Origin of the sequence: Streptomyces exfoliatus, assembly GCF_000725545.1 — a bacterium.
Classification (GTDB): domain Bacteria; phylum Actinomycetota; class Actinomycetes; order Streptomycetales; family Streptomycetaceae; genus Streptomyces; species Streptomyces exfoliatus.
In genome coordinates this window covers 23,078-42,943 of record NZ_JNZP01000035.1, presented here as the reverse complement: position 1 = coordinate 42,943, position 19,866 = coordinate 23,078, and the positions used below count along the sequence as shown (strand labels likewise).

General features: G+C 71.6%; 14 protein-coding genes. 5 read left to right on the top strand and 9 right to left on the bottom strand.

The features are described from left to right. Positions 1-22: 22 nt before the first annotated feature. Entirely contained in the window at positions 23-1,303 is a 1,281-nt protein-coding gene (locus IO20_RS0130810) for a radical SAM protein (RefSeq protein WP_078946248.1), read from the bottom strand. 225 nt (positions 1,304-1,528) lie between these two features. Between IO20_RS0130810 and IO20_RS0130805 the strand changes: the two genes are divergently transcribed. After that, positions 1,529-1,918, top strand: coding sequence for a VOC family protein (locus tag IO20_RS0130805; protein WP_030555926.1), 390 nt, complete (start codon positions 1,529-1,531; stop codon positions 1,916-1,918). Between the two features lie 18 nt (positions 1,919-1,936). On the opposite strand, the gene IO20_RS0130800 is transcribed toward IO20_RS0130805, so the two are convergent. The 3 genes from IO20_RS0130800 to IO20_RS0130790 form a co-directional block, all read right to left on the bottom strand. Then, positions 1,937-3,277, bottom strand: coding sequence for an ABC transporter substrate-binding protein (locus IO20_RS0130800; protein ID WP_030555924.1), 1,341 nt, complete (start codon positions 3,275-3,277; stop codon positions 1,937-1,939). Between the two features lie 117 nt (positions 3,278-3,394). Continuing rightward, complete coding sequence (locus IO20_RS0130795; RefSeq protein WP_030555923.1) at positions 3,395-4,372, bottom strand: carbohydrate ABC transporter permease; 978 nt, start codon at positions 4,370-4,372, stop codon at positions 3,395-3,397. Between the two features lie 4 nt (positions 4,373-4,376). After that, complete coding sequence (locus IO20_RS0130790; RefSeq protein WP_030223173.1) at positions 4,377-5,303, bottom strand: carbohydrate ABC transporter permease; 927 nt, start codon at positions 5,301-5,303, stop codon at positions 4,377-4,379. Positions 5,304-5,829: 526 nt separating this feature from the next. On the opposite strand from IO20_RS0130790, the gene IO20_RS0130785 reads away from it, so the two are divergent. Beyond that, the gene (locus IO20_RS0130785) at positions 5,830-6,816 is read left to right on the top strand and encodes a LacI family DNA-binding transcriptional regulator (RefSeq protein WP_030555921.1); all 987 of its coding nucleotides are present in this window, start codon (positions 5,830-5,832) and stop codon (positions 6,814-6,816) included. Positions 6,817-7,037: 221 nt separating this feature from the next. Here the strand turns inward: IO20_RS0130785 and IO20_RS0130780 are convergent, their stop codons facing one another. Then, positions 7,038-8,033, bottom strand: coding sequence for a LacI family DNA-binding transcriptional regulator (locus IO20_RS0130780; RefSeq protein WP_030555919.1), 996 nt, complete (start codon positions 8,031-8,033; stop codon positions 7,038-7,040). Between the two features lie 634 nt (positions 8,034-8,667). On the opposite strand from IO20_RS0130780, the gene IO20_RS0130775 reads away from it, so the two are divergent. Together IO20_RS0130775 and IO20_RS0130770 are read left to right on the top strand one after the other, a co-directional pair. Beyond that, positions 8,668-10,104, top strand: coding sequence for an RICIN domain-containing protein (locus tag IO20_RS0130775; RefSeq protein ID WP_030555917.1), 1,437 nt, complete (start codon positions 8,668-8,670; stop codon positions 10,102-10,104). Positions 10,105-10,282: 178 nt separating this feature from the next. Next, complete coding sequence (locus IO20_RS0130770) at positions 10,283-12,700, top strand: RICIN domain-containing protein (RefSeq protein WP_030555916.1); 2,418 nt, start codon at positions 10,283-10,285, stop codon at positions 12,698-12,700. Between the two features lie 83 nt (positions 12,701-12,783). Here the strand turns inward: IO20_RS0130770 and IO20_RS0130765 are convergent, their stop codons facing one another. Beyond that, positions 12,784-14,538, bottom strand: a complete 1,755-nt coding sequence (locus IO20_RS0130765; protein ID WP_030555914.1) for a glycoside hydrolase family 35 protein — start codon at positions 14,536-14,538, stop codon at positions 12,784-12,786. Positions 14,539-15,095: 557 nt separating this feature from the next. On the opposite strand from IO20_RS0130765, the gene IO20_RS0130760 reads away from it, so the two are divergent. Further along, positions 15,096-15,584: an SRPBCC family protein gene (locus IO20_RS0130760; RefSeq protein WP_030555948.1), complete on the top strand. Its 489-nt coding sequence runs from the start codon at positions 15,096-15,098 to the stop codon at positions 15,582-15,584. A gap of 4 nt (positions 15,585-15,588) precedes the next feature. On the opposite strand, the gene IO20_RS0130755 is transcribed toward IO20_RS0130760, so the two are convergent. The 3 genes from IO20_RS0130755 to IO20_RS0130745 all read right to left on the bottom strand — a co-directional run bounded on the left by IO20_RS0130755 (position 15,589) and on the right by IO20_RS0130745 (position 19,719). Further along, complete coding sequence (locus IO20_RS0130755; protein ID WP_030555912.1) at positions 15,589-16,008, bottom strand: hypothetical protein; 420 nt, start codon at positions 16,006-16,008, stop codon at positions 15,589-15,591. A 178-nt stretch (positions 16,009-16,186) separates the two neighbouring features. Continuing rightward, positions 16,187-18,355: an RNA polymerase recycling motor ATPase HelR gene (helR, locus tag IO20_RS0130750; protein ID WP_211270446.1), complete on the bottom strand. Its 2,169-nt coding sequence runs from the start codon at positions 18,353-18,355 to the stop codon at positions 16,187-16,189. A 158-nt stretch (positions 18,356-18,513) separates the two neighbouring features. After that, positions 18,514-19,719, bottom strand: coding sequence for a serine hydrolase domain-containing protein (locus tag IO20_RS0130745; RefSeq protein WP_030555909.1), 1,206 nt, complete (start codon positions 19,717-19,719; stop codon positions 18,514-18,516). Between the last annotated feature and the right edge of the window lie 147 nt (positions 19,720-19,866).

Sequence of the window (19,866 nt, the reverse complement as noted above, 5' to 3'; positions counted from 1 at the left end):
GGCAGGCGCATCTCGGGCGAGGTCACTCGCCCGGCGTCGGCGACAGCGCGTCCATGAACGAGCTGACCGAGAACACCGCCCGCCCCGGACCGGCCGGCCCGTACCCGGGCGGCGCCGTGAGGCCGTACTCCTCCAGCGTCGCCGTGTACGCCTCCAGGAGACGCAGGTGGTACTCCAGCGGAGCGCCGTCCGGGTTCTCGCGGCCCAGCGGGGTCGTCGGCTCGGGGCACCAGGTGGTGAAGCGGGGAGTGATCCCGCGCGACATGAAGAAACGCAGCCCCTCCCGGGTGGAGGCGATCGCCTCGTCCACGGTCAGGAAACCGGAGGGCCTGGCCATCTCGACACCCGCGACGAAGTTGGGGATGACGTTGCGCGGTCCGAAGACCTCCGCCGAGTCCAGGATCCGGCGGTGCCACTCGTCCCGGCCGATGTAGCGCTCCTTGCCGGGGCAGTACAGCTCGAAGAGCCGGCGGTCCCACACCTCGTAGTTCGGGTGGTAGATCCGGATGCCGTAGTCGTGGAAGCGCTGCACGTCCTCCTTCGGCAGGGCCTGGGCGACGACCTTGCCGATCCAGCGGCCGGGGAAACGCTCCTCGATCGCGCGCGCGTACTGCCCGTAGAAGTCCGCCTCGTCCTTCCCGCCGACCTGGGAGGTGACCGCCCCGCCGGTCAGGGTGTACGCGGTCGACGTACGGGCGGTGTCGTGCCGGTCGATGATCTCCAGGGCCTCCAGGACCTCGTCGACCGGCTTCACCCCGGTGTACGGGCGCCCCGCCGCCTTGTGCTGACGCCAGTTGTGGTTGATGTCGCAGTACTGGCACTCCTCCTTGGCGCCGAAGTACTGGCACACCCGGAAGACCGTCAGATAGATCAGGTAGCCCCACTGGATCGTCGGCGCGACCTCCATCACCGACTTGCCGTTCGAGAGAGGGTGCCGGTAGTACTCCGGCATCGGCGGCAGACCGACGTCGGCGATCCGGACCCCGTCGAGGAACAGCGCGAGCGCCCCGTCGGCGTCCGGCGCCACCCGGTACGGCGAGGAGGGGTTGACCCGCACCGACACCACCGTGCGGCGCAGACCGTACGGCCCGCCGGTGAGCACGATCTCCTCCGGCGGGCGGTTCAGCGCCGCCTCGCCCAGCTCCGGCAGCGTGCGGTGGTCGAAGGAGAAGATGAAGTACGACTTCGGCTTCACCTCGCCCCCCTCGTTGCCGCTCAGCGCGGCCGGGTCGAAGGCGAGCCCGCCGCGCAGCAGGTCCTCCTTGAACACGGCCTCCGGCGGGATCCCGGGGAAGCGCTCCATGAGGGATTCCACGACGGCGGTACGGGTCGGGGCAGCGCTGGACACAGGCGATCTCCAGTGGTGAGAGACGACGGAGCCGACACCGTCACGCTACGCGCGCGTGCTCCGGTCGCGACGACCGGGACCCCGGCGCGGCGGGTCCCGGCGCGTCCCGCCGCCGCGAGCGGGCAGGGATGCTAGAAGTTCCACGATCCGAACACCCGAACCACCCGCCGGAGAGCACCCATGAGGATCAACCTGGCCAGCCTCCTCGTCGACGACCAGGAGAGGGCCCTGCGCTTCTACACCGACGTGCTGGGTTTCGTGAAGAAGACGGAGGTCCCCCTCGGCGAGTACCGCTGGCTGACGGTCGTGTCGCCCGAGCACCCCGAAGGCGTCGAACTCGTCCTGGAGCCCGACACCGCCGTCCCCGCCGCCCAGACGTACAAGAAGGCGCTGGTCGAGGCCGGCATCCCGCTCACGTCCTTCGCCGTGGACGACGTGCGCGCCGAGTACGAGCGGCTGCGCGGACTCGGCGTCCGCTTCACCCAGGAGCCCGTGGACATGGGCCCCGTCACCGTCGCCATCCTGGACGACACCTGCGGCAACCTGATCCAGATCGCCCAGTACGCGTAGGGGCACGCCGGCTTCCGGCTACTCGTTGACCGTGAAGCCCTGCTCGTTGCCGTACGTGACGCTCGCCTCCTGCCACGCCTTCAGGCCCTCGGAGAGCTTGGTCGGGGACACGTACGCCTTGCCGACGGTGTCGTTGAAGATCGAGTTCGCGTACACCTGGTACGGCAGGTAGGACCAGTCGGCGCCGACGTCACGGGCGGACTGGGCGAAGATCTGGTTGGCCTTCTGGCCGCCGAAGTACGGGAACTCGGCGTCGAGGAACGTCTTCGACTCCAGGTCGGCGCGGGTGGCGGGGAAGGCGCCCGCGGCGACCCGGCTGCTCGCGCCGGCGCCGGTGGTGGCGAACTCGGTGAAGGCGTAGGCCAGTTCCTTGTTCTTGGCGGCCTTCGGCACGGCGAGCGAGCTGCCGCCGTTCTCGGCGCTCGTCCTGTCGCCCTTCGTCCACTGCGGCAGCGGGGCGACCCGCCAGTCGCCGGACGCGGAGGCGACGCCGGAGGTGAGGTTGGCCGGCATCCACGCGCCGATGGAGAGGGTGGCGATCGAACCGTCGGCCAGGCCCTTGTACCAGGCGTCGCTCCACGAGGTGGTCGGCGCGAGGAGCTTCTCGTCGAGGAGCTTCTGCCAGGTGGCGGTGTACCTGCTGACGCCCTGGTCGTCGAAGTCGATGGTGATGTCGGTGCCGTCGGCCTTGTAGGGGCGGCCGCCGGCCTGCCAGATCAGGCTGGTGGTGGCGCCGGCGTCGCCGGTGTCGTTGGTGATGAAGATCTTCGGGTCGGCCTTGTGGAGGGCGCGGGCGGCCTCCACGTACTCGTCCCAGGTGGTGGGGACATCGATGCCGTGCTTGTCGAAGACCTTCTTGTTGTAGAAGAACGCCATGGGGCCCGAGTCCATGGGCAGCGCGTGGATGGCCTGGTCGTCGGTGACGGCGTTCCAGGGGCCCTTGGTGAACGTCGTGCCGTACTTCTGGGCGCCGTAGGAGGAGAGGTCCTCGACGGACTTGCCGATGGCGAACTGGCCGAGGGCGTAGTACTCGACCTGCGCCACGTCGGGGGCGCCGGAGCCGGCCGCTATCGCGTTCTGCAGGGCGGTGTACTGCTTGTCGCCGGTACCGGCGTTGACCAGCTCGACGTCGACCTTCGGGTACTTCTTCTCGAAGTCCTCCACGACCTTCTTGAGCGTGGGCTCCCAGGCCCACACGGTCACCTTTCCGCCCTTCTCCAGCGCGGCGGCGATGTCCTTCGGACCGCTGCCGCCGGCACCCGCGTCCGAGGCGTCGGAGCCGCAGGCCGTGGCGGTGAGCGCGAGCGTGGAGACGACGGCGAGGGCGGCGAGCAGTCTGCGGGTGGTGTGCGTGCTCATGGAGGTGCTCCTGGTCGATGGTGCGGGCGGGGAGGGAACTTCTGGGGGAGGGGACTTTCGGGGGAGGGGACTTCCTGGGAGGGGGCTTCCGAGAGGGGGTGGGTCAGGGACGGGCGGTCATTCCTTGACGCTCCCCGCGGCCAGGCCGGACTGCCAGTACCGCTGGAGCAGCAGGAAGACGGCCACGATCGGGACGATCGTCAGCAGGGAGCCCGTGATGATGAGGTCGAACACGGCCTGGCCGCCGGCGGTCTGCGCCTGGGCGTTCCAGGCGTTGAGGCCGAGGGTCAGGGGGTACCAGTCGGGGTCCTTGATCATGATCAGCGGTAGGAAGTAGTTGTTCCAGGTCGCGACCATCGAGAACAGCAGGACGGTGACGGTGCCGGGCATCAGCAGCGGCAGCGCGATCGTGAAGAAGGTGCGCAGTTCCCCGGAGCCGTCGATGCGGGCGGCTTCGAGGAGTTCCGTCGGGACGGCCTCGGCGGCGAACACCCACATCAGGTAGAGCCCGAAGGGCGAGATCAGGGACGGGATGATCACCGCCCACGGGGTGTTCGTCAGCCCCATGTTGCTGAACATGAGGAAGGTCGGGACGGCGAGGGCGGTACCGGGGACGGCCACCGCGCCGAGGACCACGGCGAAGACGGCTCTGCGGCCGGGGAAGTCGTACGTGGCGAGCGCGTAGCCCCCGAGGACGGCGAGGACGGTGGCGCCGCCCGCGCCGGCGGTGACGTACAGCAGGGTGTTGAGCAGCCAGCGGACGAAGACGCCGTCGTCGTAGGTGAGGGTGCGGCCGATGTTGTCCCAGAAGTGGGTGTCGTCGGCGAACCACAGCCCGAAGGAGTCGAGCAGTCCGTTCTGGTCCTTGGTGGCGTTGACGACCAGCCAGGCGAGCGGGAGCAGGGTGTAGACGAGGACCAGACCGGCCACGAGGGTCAGCGGGATGCTCGGGCGGGGGTTGAGCGGGGTGTGCGGGAGCCGCCGCTCACGGCGCTTCGACGTGGTGGTGCCGGACGCGGCCCGGGTGGAGGCCGCCGGGGTGCGGCCGGCCGGTTCGGCGGAGCCGGGGGCCGCCGTGGGGAGGGAGGTGGTCATCGGGTCAGCCCTTCCGCATGCCGCGCAGCTGGACCGCGTAGGCGATGATCGCCGTGAGGACACCCATCACGATCGCCACGGTCGCCGCGTAGTTGTGCTGCTGGCCGGAGAAGGACAGCGAGTAGGTGTAGACGTTGGGGGTGAAGTCGCTGGTGATCGCGTTGGGGGCGAGCTTCTGGAGGATGCTGGGCTCGTTGAAGAGCTGGAAGCTGCCGATGATCGAGAAGATGGTGGCGATGACGAGCGCGCTGCGGATGGCCGGCAGTTTGATGGCGGTGACGACCCGCCACTCGCCCGCGCCGTCGATGGCGGCGGCCTCGTAGAGCGAGCGGGGCACGACCTTGAGCGCGGAGTAGAAGATCAGCATGTTGTAGCCGACGAACTCCCAGGTCACGATGTTGCCGATGGAGGCGAGGACCAGGGAGGGGGAGAGCGGGTTCGGCAGCGTGACGCCGAAGGCGTCGTTGATGTTGCCGACGAGGCCGAACTGCGTGCCGTACATGAAGCCCCAGATGAGGCTGGCGACGACGGCGGGGACGGCGTAGGGGAGGAAGATCGCGACGCGGAAGAAGGTCTTGCCGTAGAGGCGGCCGCTGTCGATCGCGAGGGCCGCGAAGAGGGCGATGCCCAGCATGACCGGCACCTGGACCAGGAGGAAGAGGCCGACGCGGGTCAGTCCCTCCCAGAAGCGGGGGTCGGTGAGCGCTTTGCCGTAGTTGTCGAGGCCGACGAAGGAGGTGCCGCCGATGAGCCGGTCCTGGAAGAGGCTCAGATAGAGGGCGTATCCGATCGGCGCGAGGAACACCAGGCCGAAGACCGCGACGAACGGGCCGGCGAAGCCCCAGCCCACGAGGGCCTCCTTGCGGAGACGGAAACGGGCTCGTGGGCGGGGCGGTGGTGCTGCCGTAGCGCGCGTCGACAGGAGCGTCATGGCGGGGGTCCTTGCGTCGGTGACCGAGCGGTCCGGAGACGGGAGCGGTGCAGGAGGAGGACGAGGTGGGATGTGAGCGAGACGTACGGGCCTGGCGGCCGGGAACCGGCCTCGCGAGGGCTGGCCGACGAGAAATGTTTACGTAATCATCGGTAGCGTGATGGTGACACTCCCGCTGGGGGGCGTCAAGCGTGAAGCAGCGGCGAATGAGAGGGAATCGGTGGCGGAGAAGGACATGGCGGGGAGTACGGCAGGGGCTGTGGGCGCGGGTGCGGACGGGCCCACGGGTGGGGGTGCGGCCGGGGGTTCGGCCGCGCGCGCGGCCGAGACCGCGGGCGGGCGTTCGGGGGCGGCCGGAAGTGCTGCGGGCGGGGCTGCGGCCGACCGCTCAGCGGCGGCTGGTAGCGCTGCGGGCGGGAGTGCGGCCGGCCGGTCGGGGGCGGCCGGAAGTGCTGCGGGCGGCCGGTCGGCGGCGGCCGGGAGTGACGGGCCGCGCGGGGTGCGGGGCAGACCGAAGCGGGTCTCCATGGCGGACGTCGCCCAGCTCGCGGGGGTCTCCTCGCAGACCGTCTCCCGCGTCTCCAACGGCGACGCGGCCGTCGTCGAGAGCACCCGCGCCAAGGTGCTGGACGCCATGAAACAGCTCGGCTACCGGCCCAACAGCGCGGCCCGCGCCCTCAAGCGCGGCGAGTTCCGCGCCATCGGCGTGATCACCATGGGCCTGTCCAGCACGGGCAACGTCCGCACCCTGGAGGCCATCGCCGGATCCGCCTCCCGCGCGGGATACGCCGTCACCCTCATCCCGCTCGACGCGCCGACCCAGGACAACGTGAAGGGCGCCTTCACCCGGCTCGACGAACTCGCCGTCGACGCCGTCGTCCTCATCATGGAGGTCCACCTGCTCGACACCGCGGCTCTCACCCTCCCTCCGCACGTCAAGGTCGTCGTGGTCGACTCCGACGCCACCGGCCGCTTCCCCGTCGTGGACACCGATCAGCGACAGGGCGCCCGGGCGGCCGTCCGGCACCTGCTCGACCTCGGCCACGCCACGGTCTGGCACGTGGCAGGACCCGAGGAGTCCTTCGCGGCGGGCCGCCGCGCGGAGGCCTGGCAGGCCGCCCTGCGCGAGGAGGGACGGCAGGTGCCCCCGCTTCTTCGAGGCGACTGGACCGCCGAGTCCGGCTACGAGGCGGGCCTGCGGCTCGCCGCCGAAACCGACTGCCGGGCGGTGTTCGTGGCCAACGACCAGATGGCCCTAGGCGTGCTCCGAGCCCTCCACGAACAGGGCAGGCGCGTACCGGAGGACGTGAGCGTCGTCGGCTTCGACGACATCGCGGAGGCGTCCTCCTTCATCCCGCCGCTGACGACCGTGCGCCAGGACTTCGCGCAGGTGGGGGAGTGGTGCGTGGACGCGGTGCTGCGCGAACTGCGCGGGGAGACCGTGACAGGGGTACGGCTCGTCCCGACGGTACTCGTGGAGCGGGCGAGCACGGGGGTGCCGGGGCGGGGTTGAGGGGCGGGGCGCTGACCCTTCTGATATCGGATACAAGATTCGAATATTGGATATCGGACACCGAAGATGAGCACCGGGTATCCGATATTGGATATCGGATACCCGATCCCCGCCGCCGGACCGCCCCATCGGACCGCCCCGTCGGACCGTCACCCCGACCGGACCGTCACCCCGACCCGGTCACGCCGACCCGGTCACGCCGACGCGGTCACGCCGACCCGTCACGCCGACGCGCCCGGGGGCGGCGGCGCCGTGCTGGAGCGGATCACCAGGACGGGTTCGACGGCCCGGCGACGGGGGCCGTCCGTGCGGCCCTCGATCTGGTCGAGCAGTAGCGAGACGCAGTGCCTTCCGACCACCTCGAAGTCCTGGTGGACCGTGGTCAGGGGCGGATGGAGGTACGCGGCCTCGGCGATGTCGTCGAACCCGGCCACGCTGATGTCCCCGGGTACGTCCCGTCCCGACTCGTGCAGCGCCCGCAGCATCCCCAGGGCCATCTGGTCGTTGGCGGCGAAGACGGCGGTGACCTCGGGGCGGCGGGCGACGCCGAGGCCGGCCCGGTAGCCGGATTCCGCCGACCAGTCGCCGTAGAGCACCGGGGGGACGGGCGCGCCCGCGTTCGCCAGGGTCCGGTGCCAGGACTCGGCCCGCCGGCGCGCGGCGAACGAGTCGCGCGGGCCCGCCAGATGCCAGACCGTGCGATGGCCGAGGCCCAGGAGGTGGCTCACCACGCTGTGCGCGCCGTGGGCTTGGTCGAAGTCGACGTTGGAATAGCGGTGGCCGGTGTCGCCGTCGGCGACGACCACCGGCATGGACGGCGGCAGATGGAGGGAGGGGGTGTCGAGCATCTGCGACTCGACGAGCACGATGCCGTCGACCGACTGCAGCATCAGATGCTGGAACGCCCGGCGGACGGCGGCCTCGGTCTGCGCCCGTACACCCATGAAGTTGACGGAGAAGTCGGCCTCGCGGGCGGCGTCGGCGATGGCGGCGAGCGTACGGGCGTTGCCGTGCGCGCCGACGTCGAAGCTGACGACGCCCAGGGCGCCGAACCGGCCGGTGACCAGGGCGCGGGCCGCCGTGTTCGGGCGATAGCCGAGCACCTGCATGGCGGAGAGGACCTTCTGTCGGGTGCTCGCGTCGACGTTCTCGCGGTTGTTCGCCACCCGTGACACGGTCTGCGAGGAGACGCCCGCCATCGTGGCGACGTCGGCCATGGAGGGCCACTGCCGGGCGGGTCGTGAGCGCGGGGACTTCGGTCTCTTCGCCGCCGCCGGCGGCTTCTCGGCCACCTGCTGTCCGACCGCCGCTCCCGCCGCTCCCCGCGCGGCCGTACCTCTCCGCGCGGCCGCATCCCTCTGCCCGGCCTCCACTGTCTGCCCGGCCGGCCTCTTCTCCGTCACCACGTACGCGACCTTCCGCAGGGAACCAGGGCCTGCCCCTTGGACCAGGTGAATCAGGCCGTAGGCCGACCGCGCGCGCGGGCAACCGTACTGCGTGCATGTTGACGCAAACATGAGGGTGGGTCAAACCCTCGACGGATGTCGTCCGACTCCTTGACAGTCCGATTCGCCCCTCCCAGACTCTCCCCCGAAGCGCCCGTGTTAACGCGAACATGGAAGGGTGGCACCTCCGCGTCACACGGCGGTCACATGGCGACCGGGACACCAAGGCATCCTCCGTCGCGCCATCTCCCAGGGCACCACAGCGCCACGGCACCCCCAGTTCGTACGCCACCCACGGCACGCGTCCCCTCGGCGTGCCCGATCACGCTCCGGCCGGCTCCCCGCGCCCCAGGCGCGTCCGTGCCGGCCCGCCTTCACTCCATCCCCAGCCACGAGGTACGCGATCATGCGACGCACCTTCCCGGGGACGTTCACGGCGCTCACCGCGCTCTGTGCCGTCCTCCTCTCCCTTCTCGGCGGCCTCGGCACGGCCCACGCCGCCGCGGTGACCGTCACCAACGCCACCCAGTTCACCGACCCGCAGGGCAACCCCGTCCACGCCCACGGCGGCGGGGTCGTCAAGGTCGGCGACCACTACTACTGGTTCGGCGAGAACCGCAACGCCGACAACACCTTCCGGTACGTCTCCGCCTACCGCTCCACCGACCTGAAGACGTGGGAGTTCCGCAACCACGTCCTGACACAGGCGACCCACCCGGAGCTCCAGAGCGCCAACATCGAGCGGCCCAAGGTCGTCCACAACGAGGCCACCGGCCAGTTCGTGATGTGGATGCACAAGGAGAACGCCCACGACTACCACGAGGCGCGGGCCGCGGTCGCGGTCTCCTCGACCGTCGACGGCGACTACACCTGGAAGGGCAGCTTCCGGCCGCTGGGGCACATGTCCCGTGACATCACCACGTTCGTCGACACCGACGGCACCGGCTACATGATCTCCGCCGCCAACGAGAACGCGGACCTGCACGTCTACCGCCTGACCCCGGACTACACGGCCATCGACGCCCAGGTGCAGAAGCTGTGGGCCGGCCAGTGGCGGGAGGCCCCCGCGATGTTCAAGCGCGGCGGCGTCTACTTCCTGCTCACCTCCGGTGCCACCGGCTGGTCCCCCAACCAGCAGAAGTACGGCACCGCGTCCAGCGTCACCGGTTCCTGGAGCGGTCTGAAGGACATCGGCGACCGGACGACGTACGGCACCCAGACCGCGTACGTCCTGCCCGTGCAGGGCACCTCGGGAACCTCGTACCTCTACATGGGCGACCGCTGGGGCAACTCGATGGGCGGGACGGTCAACGACTCCCAGTACGTCTGGCTCCCGCTGGAGTTCCCCACCGCCACCACCATGACGATGAACTACTCCCCGCAGATCTCCGTGGACACGGCGGCCGGCACGGTGCGGGGCCTCGGTACGTGGGAGACGCTGACCGCCTCGCACAGCGGCAAGTGCGCCGACGTGGCCGACCGTTCCACCGCCGACGGCGCCGCCCTCATCCAGTGGGGCTGCGCGAACAGCGTCAACCAGCAGTTCTGGCTCAAGTCCGCCGGGGACAACCGGGTGCAGATCGTGGCCCGGTACAGCGGCAAGTGCCTTGCCGCGCGGGACGGTTCGACCGCCGACGGCGCCGGGATCGTCCAGCACCCCTGCGACGGTACGACCGCCCAGCAGTGGAGTGTGACCGGATCCGGCGGCACCGTGCAGCTGGCCGCCGTGCGGAGCGGCAAGTGCCTCGACGTCATGAACACGTCCACCAGTGACGGCACGCCGCTCATCCAGTGGACGTGCAACGGCGGCGCCAACCAGAAGTGGGTCCGCACGGCCGCCTGACACCGTCCGCAGCCGCAGCCGCAGCCGCAGCCGCAGCCGCAGCCGCAGCCGCAGCCGCAGCCGCAGCCGCAACCCCAACCCCAACCCCAACCCCAACCCCAAGCCCCACCGCACCGGGCGGGCCCCACCCCCCTCGTCGGGGCCTGCCCGCCCCGCGGCCGACTCATGGAGATCCACCTTGCGTCCCACCCGTGAACGACCCCCCACGCGCGTACGCAGGAGCGGTGCCGTCCTGGGCGCCGCCGCCGTGGCCGCGCTCCTCGCGACCGGCCTCACGCCCGTGACCTCCGTGGCCGCCGAAAGCGCCGGGCAGGCGCTGACCGTCCGCCCCGACCCCGGCTACCAGCAGCCGGCCTTCGAGGGCTGGGGCACTGCCCTCGCCTGGTTCGCCAACGTCACCGGCGGCTGGCCCGACGCGCAGCGCAACGCCCTCGCCGACGCCCTCTACGGCGCCGACGGCCTCGGCTTCACCGTCGCCCGCTACAACATCGGCGGCGGCGACAGCCCCGAGGCCACCCCCTACATGCGGGCCGGGGGCGCCGTGCCCGGCTACTGGAACCGGCCGGGAGCCGAGTCCCCCGACTGGTGGGACCCGGAGAACCCGGCCCACTGGAACGCCCAGGCCGACGCCAATCAGCGTTGGTGGCTCTCCGCAGCCAAGGCCCGGGGCGCCGACACCTTCGAGGCGTTCTCCAACTCGGCGCCGTACTTCATGACCCGCAGCGGGCTGGTGTCGGGCGCCACGGATCCCTGGCAGGACAACCTCCGCTCCGACCAGTACGAGCGGTTCGCCGCCTACCTGGCCGGCTCGCTCCGCCGCGCCGAGCAGGGCTCGGGCGTCACCTTCGACTCCGTCTCCCCGGTGAACGAGCCGAACACGAACTACTGGAAGGCGGGCGGCCGGCAGGAGGGCTCCCACTGGGATCCCGCCTCACAGGCCCGCATGATCACGACGCTGCGCGCGGCCCTCGACGCCCGGGGCGTCGCCACCCCGATCGCCGCCATGGACGAGACCAACCCGGCGCTGGCGCGGGCGAACTGGGAGCAGTACGCCCCGGCCGTCCGCGACGCCGTCGGACGCGTCAACACCCACACGTACGGGACGAACGGCCGCACGGGGGTCCGGGACATCGCCAAGGGCGAGCGGACCCCGCTGTGGATGTCCGAGGTGGACCTCGGCGGCAGCGTCGGCCAGAGCTTCACCGACATGAGCCCCGCGCTCGACCTGACCCGCCGGATCAACGACGACATCAGGGAGCTGGAGCCGAGCGCCTGGGTCCTGTGGCAGGCCGTCGAGGACTACGAGAACATGACCCCGGACCGCGAGAACTCCAACTGGGGGCTGATCCAGACCGACTTCACCCCCACCGACGCCGCGACCGAGCCGCTGCGCAAGAACAAGAAGTACTGGGCGATGGCGCAGTACAGCCGCTTCGTCCGGCCCGGCGCGCGGGTCGTCACCACCGACGACCCCGACACGCTCGCCGCGGTCCGCCCCGGCGGCCAGGGACTCGTCCTCGTCCACACCAACCGCGGTGGCACCGCACGCGAGCTCACGCTCGACCTCGACGGCTTCCGGACCGTCGGCGGAACCGTCGAGCGGTACACCACCGACGCCACCCGGAACGTCCAGCGCGGCACGGACCTCACCACGGCGGGGCGGACGCTGAGGACCACCGCCGGCGCGGGCTCCGTCACCACCTTCGTCCTCCCCGGCGTCACGGGAGTGAACGCCGCCGCCACCGGTGCGCCCGTCGGCGCGGCCCGGCAGATCCTCAACGACCACAGCGGGATGGCCCTCGCCGTCAGCACCGTCGCGGGTACGGACCTGCCGGTGCAGCGCACGTCGAACCCGGCGGACACCGCACAGCAGTGGACGTTCACCAAGTTCGCGGCGGACGACTGGAGCAGCACGGCCGCGTACCGGGTGACCAACGCCAGGACGGGCAGGGCGCTCGCCGTCTCCGCCGGCGCGCTGGGCTTCGCGGCCCCCGGAACCGGCACCGAGCAGCAGTGGATGCTCTCGACCACGGGCGACGGCCACGCCACCCTCGTCAACAGCGCCTCGGGACTCCTCCTGGACGTCTTCGGCGCGGCGACGCACGACGGGGCCGAGGCGGGCGTCTACCGGCCGACCACCGGTACCAACCAGTCCTGGACGTTCCGTACGGCCGTGACCGCCCCCTGGCAGACCCCGGTGTTCCGGCACAGCTCCAAGTGCCTTGACGTGTCGGGCGCTTCGACCGCGGACGGCTCGTCCGTCGTGCAGTACGGGTGCAACGGCGGAGCGAACCAGCAGTGGTCGCTCCGGCCCACCGCGACCGGCTACGTGAGCGTCGTCGCCCGGCACAGCGGCAAGTGCCTGGACGTCAGCGGCTCTTCGGCCGCCGACGGCGCCCAGGTGTTCCAGTACGCGTGCAACGGCGGCCGGAACCAGGAGTGGGCGGTGCGGACGGCCGCCGCGGGCCATGTCACGCTGGTCGCCCGCCACAGCTCCAAGTGCCTCGACGTGGCCGGAGCTTCCACGGCCGACGGGGTGGCCCTGCGCCAGTACCCCTGCAACGACGGCGCGAACCAGCAGCTGCGGCTGGGCTGACGGACCGCCGCACCGCCCGAAGGGGCCGGGCGCCGATGTCGTATCGGTGCCCGGCCCCTTCGTACGGCTGCTCGCGGGAGGTCCTACTCCTCCGTGGGGCCGAGGTCCGGCGTCTCGCGGAACGCGACCGTACGGGCCCGGTGGGCGCCGTGGAGCTCCAGGACGACCAGCTCGTTCCGGCCGGGACGCAGCACCGGAGCCGGGACGTACAGCGAGCGCTGCGGGCCCCGGGACCAGTAGCGGCCCAGCGGGAAGCCGTTGAGCCAGGCGTTGCCCTTGGTCCAGCCGTCGAGGTGCAGGAAGGAGTCGGCGGTTTCGGTGACCTCGAAGAAGCCCCGGTGGAAGGCCGGGCCGACGGGCGTCGCCGTGGTGGGCGCGAAGGGTATGCCCTCCGGCCCTGGCAGCGGCAGCGGGCGGTTCGTCCAGCCCACGAGCTCGACGCCGTCCAGGAGGACCTTGCCCGGCAGCCCCTTGCGGTCGTGGATGCCCTGGCCGTAGTTCACCCGGCCCTGGTTCTCGACGAGGACGGTGAGGACGCTGCCGGCCCGGGGCACCGTGAACGTCAGGGCGTGCTCGTGCTGCTCGCGCTCCAGCACGCCCACGGGCTGCCCGTCGACGAAGACCTGGGCGCGGTCGCGGACGTGCTCGATCTCCAGGAGCGCGGGGCCCCTGACGGGCAGCGCGGTCTCGTAGAGGACGAAGCCGAAGTCCTGCTCCAGCTCCTCCATCGTGAGCGGGCGGCGCGACTCAACGGTCGTGGGGGCGAGCGCGGCCGCGTGCGTCAGCAGTGCGGCGCTGTCCGTCAACGCGACGGCCGGCAGGGCGAGTTTGGGGCCGGGCGCCGGTACGGGCTCGCTCGGGACGGGGGCGTACTTCGCGATGACCTCGCGGAACGCGGTGAACTTCGCCGTCGGGTCGCCGGCCTCGTCGAGCGGGGAGTCGTAGTCGTAGGAGGTGACGGTGGGGCGGTAGGTGCCCTTGTCGTTGGCGCCGTTGGTGAAGCCGAAGTTGGTGCCGCCGTGGAACATGTAGAAGTTCACCGAGGCGCCGGTGGCGAGGAGTTCGTCCAGCTCCTCGGCCGCCCGGTCCGCGTCGCGGACCACGTGGTGGGCGCCCCAGCGGTCGAACCAGCCGATCCAGAACTCCGTCGTCATCAGCGGCCCCTCGGGGCGCGCGGCGCGCAGGGCGGCGAGGTGGTGGGCCGAACGGCTGCCGAAGTTGGCGGTGGCGAGCACGCCGGGCAGCGCGCCGCGCTCCAGGTCCACCGGCTGGTCGCAGGTGAAGAGGGGCACGTCGACCCCGCGGCGGCGCAGGGAGTCGGCGGTGTGCTCCAGGTACGCGGTGTCGTCGCCGTACGCCCCGTACTCGTTCTCCACCTGTACGGCGATGACGGGCCCGCCCCGCGAGGCGAGGTACGGCCGCAGCGGGGTGAGGAGCCGGTCGAGGTAGTCGTCGACGGCGGCGAGGAACCGGGGGTCGCGGGAGCGCAGCCGGATGTCCGGTTCGGCGAGCAGCCAGGAGGGGATGCCGCCGCCCTCCCACTCGGCGCAGATGTACGGGCCGGGCCGCAGCAGCACGTGCAGGCCCTCGGCGGCGGCGAGGTCGAGGAAGCGCGGCAGGTCGAGGCCGCCGTCCATGCGGAAGGTGTCGGGCCGTGGCTGGTGGAGGTTCCAGGGGACGTACGTCTCGACGGTGTTGAGGCCCATGAGGCGGGCCTTGCGCAGCCGGTCGGCCCACTGTTCGGGGTGGACCCGGAAGTAGTGCAGTCCGCCGGACAGGAGCCGGAAGGGTCGGCCGTCGAGCAGGAAACCGGCCTTGTCTGTCTGGAGAACGGGCATGGGTGGGCGACTCCTGTACTGGGGTGCGGTGCGCTGCGTCGCTGCGTCTCGCGCGTACGCTCATGTTTACGTAAACATGAGCGTCTGGCAAGCCTTGGGTCCAGACCTGCACCCGAGGTTTCGACATTCCGTGTCCGGAGAACGGGCCCACCGGCGGTCACGGCGGCTCGAGGTGCTGCCGGACGCGTCTCTGGTTACGCTGCGCAAGGAGGGGGCCGAGCGGTTCCGGACAGGGCCGTGGACCGGGATGTGCGGGGGCCGCCGGGCGGCCGTCCCCCGGGCGAGCGAAGCGAGAAGCCCTGATGACGAACCCTCCAGACCCCCTGAGTCCTCCGGACCCCTCGATCCCTCCGGAGCCCCCGATCACTCCGGACCCTTCGACCCCTCAGGGCCCCCCGACCACTCAAGACCCCGTGATCACTCCCGACCCTGCAACCCCTCTGATCCCTCCCGTCCCACCCGTTCCCCCGACCCCTCTGGTCCCTCCGGCCTCAACGGAGTCCCCGCCCCCTTCCGTCTCCCCGCCCCCTTCCGTCTCCTCGGTCCTCCCGACGCCCATGGACACGGTCACCCTGGAACGGCACATCGCCGCCCGCCCCGAGACGGTCTTCGGCCTGCTCTCCGACCGTGAGAAGTGGCTGTCCTGGATGGGCGTCGACGGCACGTTCTCCTTCGAGCCGGGCGGCTCCTACCGCACCCGGGTCACCGGCGCCGCCGTCGCGTCCGGCCGTTTCATCACCGTCGACCCGCCCGGACGGATCGTCTTCAGCTGGGGATGGGAGCCGGATCCCGCAGACGCCGCACCCGCCTCCGGTACCTGGGAGTCGGGGCCGACGCCCGTGGCACCCGGCTCCAGCACGGTCGAGATCACCCTGCGTGCCGAGCCGGAGGGCACGCTCCTCCGGCTGATCCACAGCGGCCTCCCTTCCACGGAGGCCTGTGAGGAACACGCCGAGGGCTGGCAGCACTACGTCGACCGGCTCGCGTCCCGCGCCGAGGGCACCGACCCCGGCGCGGACGCCTGGACGGGGCGGCCCGGCCGCTGAGGTGTCAGGCGCCCACGGCCACCGGAGTCCGGCCGGGGGAGCCGGTGCCGAGTTCGCGGGCGTGCCGGAGCCCGAGGCGCAGGTAGGCGGCGAGGTCGGCGCGGGGCGCCTTGCGGACGAGGTGGCGGATGGCCTGCATGGCCTCCCAGGCGGAGGTGTGCGCCAGGGACTTGCCCCAGCTGTCACCGAGACCGTCCCAGAGGTACGCGCTGAACCCGAGCTGAAGCGCCCCGTCCCGGCGCCGTTCCTCCTCGTGCGCGTCCAGGGCCCGTACGAAGAATCGTTCCGCCTCCACGGGGGGAAGCGCGGAACGGATGATGCGCAGGTACGGTGCGACGAGCGACGCGACCTCGGGGCACTCCCCACAGGGAACGCCCGGGTCGCCGGGAACGGATGCCGTGGTGGGTTCGCATGTGTGAGTCATGAACCCATCGATACGTCATCTCATCGCAGGATCGGCCGTGGCGCGCCCACGCACCCCACCGGTTCGCCCCACGGAGCCAGGCCCGGCCGCCCCTTCGGGCGTGGGCCCGCCCGCCGTGACGAGCCCGCCCGTGACGAGCCCGCCGTGACGAGCTCGTCGGGACCGCGTCGGGAACTCATCAGGAACTGGTGAGGACGACGAGCTGCCGGGTCGCGCGGGTCATCGCGACATAGCGGTCGACCGCTCCCTCGATCCCCTCGCCGAAGGCGTCCGGGTCGACGAGGACGACGAGGTCGAACTCCAGGCCCTTCGACAGCGACGGGGTCAGCGACCGGACGCGGGACGTGGGCCGGAACCGGGGGGCGCCGATGACGCACGCGGTCCCGTCGGCGTTGGCGGCGAGCCAGTCGTCGAGGACCGTGTCGAGGTCCGTCACGGATCCGTGGACGACCGGGATGCCGGCGGCGCGGACGGACGTCGGCACGTTGGCGTCGGGGAGTGCGGCCCTGATGGCCGGCTCGGCCTCCGCCATGACCTCTTCCGGCGTCCGGTAGTTGATGCTCAGCGACGCCACGGTGATCCGGTCGAGTCCGACGCGTTCGAGCCGCTCCTCCCACGACTCCGTGAATCCGTTCCTGGCCTGGGCGCGGTCCCCGACGACGGTGAAGCTGCGGGACGGGCAGCGCAGCAGCAGCATCTGCCATTCCGCGTCCGTCAGTTCCTGCGCCTCGTCCACGACGATGTGCGCGAACGGCCCGGCGAGCAGGTCCGGTTCGGTGCCGGGCAGCGCGGCGTCGTCGACCAGGCTGTCCTTCAGGTCCTGGCCGCGGAGCATCGTCACCGCGCCCTCGCCGTCGTCGTCCGCCGCGAGCACGTTGTCGATGACGTCGGCCATGCGCGCGCGTTCGGCGGCGACCGTGGCCCGCTGCCGGCGCAGGCGCCGCGCCGCCTCCGGGTCGCCGAGCCGCTGCCGCGCCGCGTCCAGGAGCGGCAGGTCGGACACCGTCCAGGCCTGGGCGTCCGCGCGCTGGAGCCTGTGGACGTCCTCGCGGTCGAGCCAGGGAGCGCACCTGCGCAGATAGGCGGGGACCGACCAGAGGTCTCCGACGAGGTCGGCGGCCTCCAGGAGCGGCCAGGCGCCGTGCAGGGCCCCGGCCAGCTCGTCGTCCTGCCGCAGCGCCCTGCGGAACTGCTCCTCCGGGACCTCACCGTCGAGCTTGGCAAGGAGGATCGTGCCCAGCTCGTCCCAGATCTGCTCCCGCGCCTCGTTGTGCGGGGTACCGGCCTCCGGCGCCTCGAAGGCCTCGGCCCAGTCGTCGGCGGTCAGCCGGATGTCGGCCCAGTCGGTCGAGACCGTCATCCCCCGGGCCGGCGGCTCCTCGTAGAACCTGACGGCCGCCTCGATCGCCCGCACCATGTCCGCGGACGACTTCAGGCGGGCCACCTCCGGATCGCGCTCGACGGCCGCCTTCGCGCCCTCCGCGACGAGGTCCCGCACGGTGCAGGTCTGCACGCCCTCCTCGCCGAGGCTGGGGAGGACGTCGGCGACGTACGCCAGGTAGGGCTGGTGCGGGCCGACGAACAGCACGCCGCCCCTGCGGTGCCCGAGGCGCGGGTCCGCGTAGAGGAGGTGCGCGGAGCGGTGCAGCGCGACGACCGTCTTCCCCGTACCGGGACCGCCGTCGACGACGAGCGTGCCGCGCGAGCCCGCCCGGATGACGGCGTCCTGGTCGGCCTGGATGGTGGAGAGCACATCGCGCATCCGCGGTGACCGGCTGCCGCCGAGGCTGGCGATGAACGCGGACTGGTCGTCGAGGGCCGCGTGCTCCTCCAGGCCGTCGGCGGTGAAGACCTCGTCCCAGTAGTCGCTGATCCGGCCGGCGGTCCAGCGGTACCTGCGGCGGCTGGCGAGCCCCATCGGGCGGGCGTGGGTGGCCGCGAAGAACGGCTCGGCCGCGGGGGAGCGCCAGTCGACGAGGAGCCGGTGCCCCGTGCTGTCGGTGAGGCCGAGGCGTCCGACGTACACGGGCTCGCTGCCGTCCTCGCCGACGACGCGCCCGAGGCACAGGTCCAGGCCGAAGCGGCGCAGGGTGCGCAGGCGGCCGGTCAGCCGGTGGATCTCCGCGTCCCGGTCCATCGCCTCCCGGCCCGCGCCGCCGGGCGCCCTGCGCGTCGCGTCCAGCCGCTCGGAGAGTTCCGCGATCGACTCGTCGAGGCTCTTCGCGATGGCCGCGAAGTGCTGCTCGTCACCGGCGATCAGCGCCGGGTCGGCCTTGGGGGAGAGGCGGTCGGGAAGGTCGAAGGCGCTCGTGCCGTACGACTGGTCCACCGACGAAAGCACACGCACGGGATGGGACTCCCATTTCTGCAGGGGATGGCTGAGATCAGCGATTCTGCGGTACCACCGGGGCCTTGCCGCAAGCCCCCCTGTGCGCTATAAGTTAAGAGTGGCAAGAGGTGAGTACTCCCCTTGCCACTCTTCGTTTGCCGCCGCCTTCGGTGCGATCAGTGCGGCACCACCGCTCCCGCGTAGACGTTCTCCGGCGTGACGATGGTCGTGATCGCACGGGCGACCAGGGTGGACGGCTCCTGGCCCTCGTGGAGGGCGTCCGTGTTGATCATGACGACCATGGTGGCCTTCTTCGACGGCAGGTAGACCGTCACCGTCTCGTACCCCGGGATGGAGCCGTTGTGCCCGATCCATCCGTTGGTCTCGAAGATGCCGAGACCGTAGCGGGTGCCGGGGAAGGTGGTCGGCAGCGTCCTGAGCCGCTGCGCCTGGGTCTCGGGGCTCAGCAGTTCGCCGGTGGCGAGGACCTTCGCCCAGCGCCGCAGGTCGTGCAGGTTCGAGATCATCGCACCGGCCGCCCACGCCCAACTCGGGTTCCAGTCCGTGGCGTCGGCGACCGCGCCGCTCAGCGTCTGGTCCGTGTAGCCGCGCGCGTGCGGCTCGGGGAACTCCGCGCCCTTCGGGAACAGCGTGTGGTGCAGGCGGGCGGGCCGGAGCACCCGCTGGTGGATGAAGTCGGCGAGCCGGTGGCCGCTGACCTTCTCGACCACCAGGCCGAGCAGGACGAGGTTGGTGTTGGAGTACTCGAACTTCTGGCCCGGCTTGAAGGTGTTCTTGTGCTTGAAGCCGTACGCGAGCACCTCGTGCGGGGTGAACGAGCGCTGCGGGTCGCTCAGCAGGTCGTGGTCGAAGTCGGGGTCGGAGGTGTACGGGAACAGACCGCTGCGCATCTCGGCCAGATGGCGCAGGGTGATCCGGCGGCCGTTCGGCACGTGTCCGACGTACTTCGAGATCGGGTCGTCGAGGCGCACCCGGCCGTCGTCGACGAGTTCCAGCAGCGCGGTGACCGTGAAGGTCTTGGTCTCGCTGCCGATCCGGACGAAGCCGTCGGCGAACATCGGCTGCCGGGTGGCGGTGTCGGCGACCCCGGTCGCACGGACGTAGCTGCCCTTGCCCGGCATCCACAGGCCGACGACGACACCCGGGATGCCCGCCTGCTTGCGGACGTCCTCGATCGACTTGTCCAGCCGGGCGGTCAGCTCGGGGCCGAGACCGCCCGGCGGGCAGTCGTCCTCACCGTGCCGGGCGGCGGATGCGGGAGCGGCGTGTACGGGAGTGGCGGGGGTGGCCGCCATCGGGGCGAGCACGGACGCCACGAGCAGCGTCGCGGCGAACAGCCGGCGGTGGGGGGTACGTCGCATCGAGGGAGGCCTCTTCCGGGTCGCGGGTCTCGGACGGCCATTGACCACCGGCCCCCACGGCCGAGGGCCCGCCCTCCTGCCCGCGGACCGGCGAGTTCACTCGTTCGGCGCCACCCGTGTCACCGGGGCGGCCCTGGGTGGCGGACC

What these genes read in the sequence shown, in the direction of transcription:
- IO20_RS0130810 (WP_078946248.1), bottom strand. Translation starts at nt 1,303, where the DNA reads ATGGAGCGCTTCCCCGGGATCCCGCCGGAGGCCGTGTTCAAGGAGGAC.
- IO20_RS0130805 (WP_030555926.1), top strand. Translation starts at nt 1,529, where the DNA reads ATGAGGATCAACCTGGCCAGCCTCCTCGTCGACGACCAGGAGAGGGCC.
- IO20_RS0130800 (WP_030555924.1), bottom strand. Translation starts at nt 3,277, where the DNA reads ATGAGCACGCACACCACCCGCAGACTGCTCGCCGCCCTCGCCGTCGTC.
- IO20_RS0130795 (WP_030555923.1), bottom strand. Translation starts at nt 4,372, where the DNA reads ATGACCACCTCCCTCCCCACGGCGGCCCCCGGCTCCGCCGAACCGGCC.
- IO20_RS0130790 (WP_030223173.1), bottom strand. Translation starts at nt 5,303, where the DNA reads ATGACGCTCCTGTCGACGCGCGCTACGGCAGCACCACCGCCCCGCCCA.
- IO20_RS0130785 (WP_030555921.1), top strand. Translation starts at nt 5,830, where the DNA reads ATGGCGGACGTCGCCCAGCTCGCGGGGGTCTCCTCGCAGACCGTCTCC.
- IO20_RS0130780 (WP_030555919.1), bottom strand. Translation starts at nt 8,033, where the DNA reads ATGGCCGACGTCGCCACGATGGCGGGCGTCTCCTCGCAGACCGTGTCA.
- IO20_RS0130775 (WP_030555917.1), top strand. Translation starts at nt 8,668, where the DNA reads ATGCGACGCACCTTCCCGGGGACGTTCACGGCGCTCACCGCGCTCTGT.
- IO20_RS0130765 (WP_030555914.1), bottom strand. Translation starts at nt 14,538, where the DNA reads ATGCCCGTTCTCCAGACAGACAAGGCCGGTTTCCTGCTCGACGGCCGA.
- IO20_RS0130760 (WP_030555948.1), top strand. Translation starts at nt 15,096, where the DNA reads ATGGACACGGTCACCCTGGAACGGCACATCGCCGCCCGCCCCGAGACG.
- IO20_RS0130755 (WP_030555912.1), bottom strand. Translation starts at nt 16,008, where the DNA reads ATGACTCACACATGCGAACCCACCACGGCATCCGTTCCCGGCGACCCG.
- IO20_RS0130745 (WP_030555909.1), bottom strand. Translation starts at nt 19,719, where the DNA reads ATGCGACGTACCCCCCACCGCCGGCTGTTCGCCGCGACGCTGCTCGTG.